Here is a 6,000-nt window from a genome sequence, read left to right as displayed (position 1 = left end):
GCCCGGTCCCATTCCGAACCCGGAAGCTAAGCCTGATAGCGCCGATGGTACTGCAACCGAAGGGTTGTGGGAGAGTAGGACACCGCCGAACTTACGTTGGGGAAGGCCCCGGTTGAGAACCTTATGGTTCTCCCGGGGCCTTTTCTCATGCCCGCAGCCGGCGGTGATGCCCCGCCAGTCACACGTGATGCCCGCCCAATCACGCGAGATGCCCCTCCAATCACGCGAGATACGCGCTCAATCACGCGGAGTACGGGCCGAATCACGTCGGCTGGCGCCGTCGGCACCGGTACAGGCGTGGCCCGGGCCGAAACCAGCGTGGTCAGAACCGGATCTCGCGTGACTGGCACCGGATCTCGCGTGATTGAAGCCGGAACTCACCGCCGTTGCCCGGCCCAGCCTGTGCTTGGCCGGGCATCTCGTGTGATTGAGGGGGCATCTCGTGTGATTGAGGGGGCATCACGTGTGATTGGAGGGGCATTACTCGTGATTGCGGGGTCGACACGTTAGTTCGCCGGGCGGCGCAGGAGGTATGTGTCCATGATCCAGCCGTGACGTTCGCGCGCCGCGGCCCGCGCCGAGCGGATCTGGGACGCGAGAGCCGGCGTGAGCGGGCCGGACAGCAAAATTTCGTCGGGCGTGCCCACGTACGCGCCCCAGTAGATGTGGAGACCCTCGGAAGCGAAGCGGTCGAACGTCGTGTGGGCGTCCAGGAGGACGAACACGTCGTCGACGTCTTCGGGCCAGCCGGACGCCAGCCGGCGGCCCGTCGTCAGCTGGACCGACCGGCCGATCTGGTTCATCGTCGTCCGGTGGCGGGCCACCAGCGCCGAGATGCTGCTGATCCCCGGGATCACCTCGTACTCGAACTCCACGTTCCCGCGCGCCAGCACCGCCTCGATCAGCGCGATCGTGCTGTCGTACAGCGACGGGTCGCCCCACACCAGGAACGCGCCTGTCGAGCCGTCCGGAAGCTCCGACAGCAGGAGCTGCTCGTACACCGCCGCCCGCGCCGCGTGCCAGTCCGCGACCGCCGCGCGGTAGTCGTCGGGCGTGCGGTCGCGGGGTGGGTCCTCCGCCAGCACCACGCGGTGAGGACGGGTGACGAACCGGTCGAGGATCTCCTGCCGCAACCGGACCAGGTCGCCCTTCTCCGCACCCTTGTCGAGCACGAAGAAGACGTCGACGCGGTTGAGGCGGTCGATCGCCTGCACCGTCAGGTGCTCCGGGTCCCCGGCGCCGATGCCGATCGCGTAGAGCTTGCGCATCCCGCGAGTCTGGCGGGGGCCACGAGTGAACCCCTACCCCCGATGGGTATAAAGGAAGGGGAACGAGAGGAGCTGCTGATGACCGAAGCGAGCTACACCGTCGAGGGCATGACCTGCGGACACTGCGCCACGTCGGTCCGCGAAGAGGTCTCCGAGCTCGCCGGCGTCCAGAGCGTGGACGTCGACGTCGAGAGCGGGCGCGTCACTGTGACCAGCGACTCCCCGCTGGCCGCCGACGCCGTCGCCGCGGCCGTCACCGAGGCCGGCTACCGCCTGGTCGCCTGAGTCCCATGACCACCGCGCAGTCCGCAGCAAGCGTCGAGCTCGCCATCGGCGGCATGACGTGCGCGTCCTGCGCCGCCCGCGTCGAGCGCAAGCTCAACAAGGTCGGCGGCGTGACCGCGACGGTCAACTACGCCACCGAAAAAGCCCAGGTCAGCTACCCGAGCGAACTTTCCGTCGACGACCTCCGGGCCGTCGTCGAAGCCGCCGGGTACTCCGCGCGGCTCCCCGAGCCCGCGGAACCGGACGCGACGCCCACGCTACGCAAGCGTTTGCTCCTTTCGGCGGCGCTGACGATCCCGCTGGTCGCCCTCGCGATGGTCCCGGCCTGGCAGTTCGACTACTGGCAGTGGGTGTCGCTCATCCTCGCCGCCCCGGTCGTGACGTGGGGCGCTTGGCCGTTCCACCGCGCCGCCGCGGTCAACCTGCGCCACATCGCCGCCACGATGGACACGCTGATCTCGCTCGGTGTCCTCGCTTCGGTCGCCTGGTCCCTGTACGCGCTCTTCTTCGGCATGGCCGGCGAGATCGGCATGCGCCATGGCTTCGAGCTGATCGGCCCGGGCACGGCCGGCGACACGCTGTACTTCGAGGTCGCGGCCGCGGTCACCACGTTCATCCTGGCCGGCCGGTTCTTCGAAGCCCGCTCCAAGCGCCGCGCGGGCGCCGCCCTGCGTGCACTCATGGACCTCGGCGCGAAGGACGTCACGGTGCTCCGCGACGGCGAGGAGCGCCTGATCCCGGTCGAAAACCTGCAGGTGGATGACGTCTTCGTCGCCCGGCCCGGCGAGAAGATCGCCACCGACGGCGTGGTCACCGAAGGCCGCTCCGCGATCGACACCAGCATGCTCACCGGCGAGTCCGTCCCGGTCGAGGCCGGCCCGGGCGACGCGGTCACCGGCGCCACCGTGAACGTCGGCGGGCGGCTGCTCGTGCGCGCCACCCGCGTCGGCGCCGACACCCGGCTGGCGCAGATGGCGCGGCTAGTCGAGGCCGCGCAGACCGGCAAGGCGGAGGTCCAGCGGCTCGCCGACCGGGTCTCGGCCGTGTTCGTTCCCGTGGTCGTCTTCCTCGCGCTGGCGACGCTCGTCGTCTGGCTCGCGACCGGCGAGAGCGCCGAGCAGGCGTTCACCGCGGCCGTCGCCGTGCTGATCATCGCCTGCCCGTGCGCGCTCGGGCTCGCGACGCCGACGGCGTTGCTGGTCGGCACCGGCCGCGGCGCGCAGCTCGGCATCCTCATCAAGGGTCCCGAGGTGCTCGAGTCCACCCGCCGCGCCGACACGGTGGTGCTGGACAAGACCGGCACCGTCACCACCGGCCGGATGACGCTGGTCGAGGGCGACGGCGAGGTGCTCCGGCTCGCTGGGGCCGTCGAAGCCGCGTCGGAGCACCCGATCGGCCGCGCCATCGCGAAGGCGGCGCGGGAGCGGTTCGGCGTGCTGCCCGCCGTCACGGAGTTCCGGAGCACCGCGGGCGTGGGCGTGACCGGAGTGGTCGAAGGACGCGCCATCGCCGTCGGGCGGGCCGAAGGCGACGGGACCACGGTCGGCGTGACGTGGGACGGCGAGGTCCGCGGGCGGCTGGTGCTCGCCGACACGATCAAGCCGACGTCCGCACGGGCCGTCGCCGAGCTGCGGGAACTCGGGCTGAAGCCGGTTCTGCTGACGGGCGACAACGAGGGCGCGGCCCGGGCGGTCGCCGCCGAAGCGGGGATCGACGAGGTCGTCGCCGAGGTGCTGCCGGAGGGCAAGGTCGACGTCGTGAAGCGGCTGCAGGCCGAAGGGCACGTGGTCGCGATGGTCGGCGACGGCGTCAACGACGCGGCCGCGCTCGCCCAGGCCGACCTGGGCCTGGCCATGGGCACCGGCACCGACGCGGCCATCGAGGCGAGCGACCTGACGCTCGTGCGGGGTGACCTGCGGGTCGCGGCCGACGCGATCCGGCTGGCCCGCCGCACCCTCGCCACCATCAAGGGCAACCTGTTCTGGGCGTTCGCCTACAACGTCGCGGCCCTGCCGCTGGCGGCGCTCGGCTTGCTCAACCCGATGATCGCGGGCGGGGCGATGGCGTGCTCGTCGGCCTTCGTGGTGAGCAACAGCCTCCGGCTGCGCCGGTTCCGCTGAAGCCCCGGGCCCATACGCCCGGTGGGTATACTCGGGGCAGAGGGACGCCGACGACGGGGACAGGTGCGCGATGACGGGTTACGGCACTGAGCGAGAGGCCTATCTCAAGCGCCTGCGCCGGATCGAGGGGCAGATCCGCGGGCTGCAGCGCATGGTCGAGCAGGACAAGTACTGCATCGACATCCTGACGCAGGTCTCCGCGGCGACGAAGGCCCTGCAGTCGTTCTCGCTCGAGCTGCTCGACGAGCACCTGGCGACGTGCGTGGTCCAGGCGGCGGCGAACGGCGGCGAGGAAGCCGATTTGAAGGTGCGGGAAGCGTCGGACGCGATCGCGCGCTTGGTGCGTTCCTAGCGCACCAGCACGGCCAACGTCAGGCCGCCGGCGTTCGTCGTGAAGTGCACGATCACCGACGCGAGCACGCCGCGACCCGCGTGGCGCCACCAGTGCAGGAAGATCCCGGCCACGCCCGCCGCGGCCATCGCCAGCACCTGCAGCACCACCACCGGTGTCGAGCCGAACACCGCGTGCACCGCCGCGTTGCGGCCGATCGCCAGCGCCGGCCAGAAGTGCCACAGCCCGAACAGCGCCGCCGCGCCCAGGATCGGGGGCCAGCGCCAGCGGTCGTCGCGGGCGCCCAGCAGGGCCGGCAGCACCCCGCGGAACGCCACCTCCTCGATCAGCACCGTGCCGAACAGGATCCGCCCGCACGTCAGCCACAGCAGCTGCCCGAGGTCCGGGTCGCCGACGCGGCCGTCCTGGTACACCGTGCGCAGCGAGGGCACCGCCAGCGCGATCCCGAACACCACCGCGACCAGCCCGGCTCCGGCGAGACCGGCCAAGGCGGGCCGCCGGAGGGACCGGAGCCCCAGGTCGGACCACGACAACCCGGCCGCGCGGGCCAGGGCCACCAGCACCGCCGCCACCACCACGCCGCACACCGGATACGCCCAGCCCGGCAGCACGCGGTTGGCCAGCGTCGTCGACGCGGCGAGCGTCACCACCGCCGCGACCAGGGCGAACACCCGGGTCAAGGGATGATGTCCCGCGAGTTCAGGGCGTCGGTCAGCCGTTCGCGCAGCTCGGCCGCGGTGGCCGCCGGGTCGATCGCGGACGGTGGGGACAGCACCTTCGAGATCACCGTCGACAGGTTCTGGTACGCCGGGGTCAGCGGCCGGACGGCGGCGTCGGTCAGCGCGGCGAGGATGTCCGGCTTCATCGGGAACTTCGCCGCCATCGTCGAACCGGGGTCGGCCGGGTCGAGCGGCGCCGGGTCGTCGTAGACCGAGCGCGTCGTCGGCGCCAGGCCGTCCTCGATCGCCTGGTACTTCTGGCTCGCCGGGCTACGCAGGCACAACGCCGCCTCGAACGCCTCCGCCTGGTGCGGCGAGTACGTGCTGACCGCGAGGTTGAACCCGCCGATCGTGACGCGGCTCGGGCGTCCCGGCACCACCGACGGGTACCGCGCCCAGTGCACGTGCGCGAGGTCTCGCGGCTTCTCCTTGGCGTAGGACGCGTAGACGTACGGCCAGTTCAGCTCCAGCGCGCCTTGCCCGCGCTGGAACGCCTGCCGGACCTCGTCCTCCTTGGCGTTGCCCAGCGAGGGGTCGGTGACGCCGGCCGTGGTCAGGGTCTTCAGCACCTCGAGCGCGCGCACGGCGCCGTCGTCCATCAGCACGGACTTGCCGTCGTCGGACAGGATGTGCCCGCCCGCCGACGCGACCAGCGTGTTGTAGAAGACCACCAGGCCCTCGTACTGGGCGCCGGTGAACAGGACATCGCCCGGCTTGCCCGCCGCCTTGAGGGCCCTGGCCTGCGCGATCATCTCGTCGAACGTCTTCGGCGGGGACGGCGTGAGGCGGTCGTCGTACCAGAGCAGCTGGACGTTCGTGTGCTTCGTCGCCGCGTACAGCTTCCCGTTCCAGCGCGCGGTCGAGAGCGGGCCGGGCAGCACGTCGCGCGTCGCCTCCGCCTCGGCGGCGCCGGTCCACGGCACCACCCAGCCGGCCTCGGCGAACTCCGGCACCCACGTGACGTCGAGGCCGAGGACGTCCAGCGAAGGGTCTTCCGCGGCCAGCCGCCGCACCATCTGCTCGCGCTGGCCGTCCGCGCTGCGCGGGAGCTTGTGGTAGACGATCCGGTAGCGCCCGCCCGCGGCCGCGGTGCAGGCGTCGACGACGTGCTGGAGGTTGTTCTCCGGCGAGACGTACAGGTTGATCGTGACGCCGGAGCCGTCGCCGCACGCGCTGAGGGCGCCCGCGGTCAGCGCTGCGACCAGCGCGATCTTCGTTCGCCTCACGGTCCGATCATGGGGGCTGCCCGGCCGCGG

Annotated in this window: 6 protein-coding genes and 1 rRNA gene; 4 read left to right on the top strand and 3 right to left on the bottom strand. The window is 71.6% G+C overall.

The annotated features are described in order from the left end of the window. Nucleotides 1-91: ribosomal RNA gene (gene rrf / locus ACZ4TR_RS18420) — 5S ribosomal RNA — on the top strand; the annotation flags it as partial. A gap of 415 nt (nucleotides 92-506) precedes the next feature. Here the strand turns inward: rrf and cobF are convergent. After that, nucleotides 507-1,268, bottom strand: a complete 762-nt coding sequence (cobF, locus tag ACZ4TR_RS18415; RefSeq protein ID WP_465288104.1) for a precorrin-6A synthase (deacetylating) — start codon at nucleotides 1,266-1,268, stop codon at nucleotides 507-509. A gap of 78 nt (nucleotides 1,269-1,346) precedes the next feature. Here cobF and ACZ4TR_RS18410 point away from each other — a divergent pair, with 78 nt between their 5' ends. The 3 genes from ACZ4TR_RS18410 (at nucleotide 1,347) to ACZ4TR_RS18400 (ending at nucleotide 4,025) form a co-directional block, all read left to right on the top strand. After that, nucleotides 1,347-1,553, top strand: coding sequence for a heavy-metal-associated domain-containing protein (locus ACZ4TR_RS18410; protein ID WP_364525625.1), 207 nt, complete (start codon nucleotides 1,347-1,349; stop codon nucleotides 1,551-1,553). A gap of 5 nt (nucleotides 1,554-1,558) precedes the next feature. Further along, nucleotides 1,559-3,673, top strand: a complete 2,115-nt coding sequence (locus ACZ4TR_RS18405; RefSeq protein WP_465288103.1) for a heavy metal translocating P-type ATPase — start codon at nucleotides 1,559-1,561, stop codon at nucleotides 3,671-3,673. 70 nt (nucleotides 3,674-3,743) lie between these two features. Continuing rightward, a complete protein-coding gene (locus ACZ4TR_RS18400; RefSeq protein WP_257920172.1) occupies nucleotides 3,744-4,025 on the top strand; it encodes a metal-sensitive transcriptional regulator in 282 nt (93 codons plus the stop codon). Here the strand turns inward: ACZ4TR_RS18400 and ACZ4TR_RS18395 are convergent. Both ACZ4TR_RS18395 and ACZ4TR_RS18390 read right to left on the bottom strand, forming a co-directional pair. Further along, the gene (locus tag ACZ4TR_RS18395; protein ID WP_465288102.1) at nucleotides 4,022-4,705 is read right to left on the bottom strand and encodes a CPBP family intramembrane glutamic endopeptidase; all 684 of its coding nucleotides are present in this window, start codon (nucleotides 4,703-4,705) and stop codon (nucleotides 4,022-4,024) included. The two genes, ACZ4TR_RS18400 and ACZ4TR_RS18395, sit on opposite strands and share 4 nt — an antisense overlap. Then, entirely contained in the window at nucleotides 4,702-5,970 is a 1,269-nt protein-coding gene (locus ACZ4TR_RS18390; RefSeq protein ID WP_465288101.1) for an ABC transporter substrate-binding protein, read from the bottom strand. Before ACZ4TR_RS18390 ends, ACZ4TR_RS18395 begins: the two co-directional genes overlap by 4 nt. Between the last annotated feature and the right edge of the window lie 30 nt (nucleotides 5,971-6,000).

This window comes from Amycolatopsis sp. NPDC028719, assembly GCF_055565395.1.
The sequence above is the reverse complement of the archived record's forward strand: the minus strand, read 5'-3'. Positions and strand labels throughout refer to the sequence as shown.

What these genes read in the sequence shown, in the direction of transcription:
- ACZ4TR_RS18400 (WP_257920172.1), top strand. Translation starts at nt 3,744, where the DNA reads ATGACGGGTTACGGCACTGAGCGAGAGGCCTATCTCAAGCGCCTGCGC.
- ACZ4TR_RS18405 (WP_465288103.1), top strand. Translation starts at nt 1,559, where the DNA reads ATGACCACCGCGCAGTCCGCAGCAAGCGTCGAGCTCGCCATCGGCGGC.
- ACZ4TR_RS18410 (WP_364525625.1), top strand. Translation starts at nt 1,347, where the DNA reads ATGACCGAAGCGAGCTACACCGTCGAGGGCATGACCTGCGGACACTGC.
- cobF (WP_465288104.1), bottom strand. Translation starts at nt 1,268, where the DNA reads ATGCGCAAGCTCTACGCGATCGGCATCGGCGCCGGGGACCCGGAGCAC.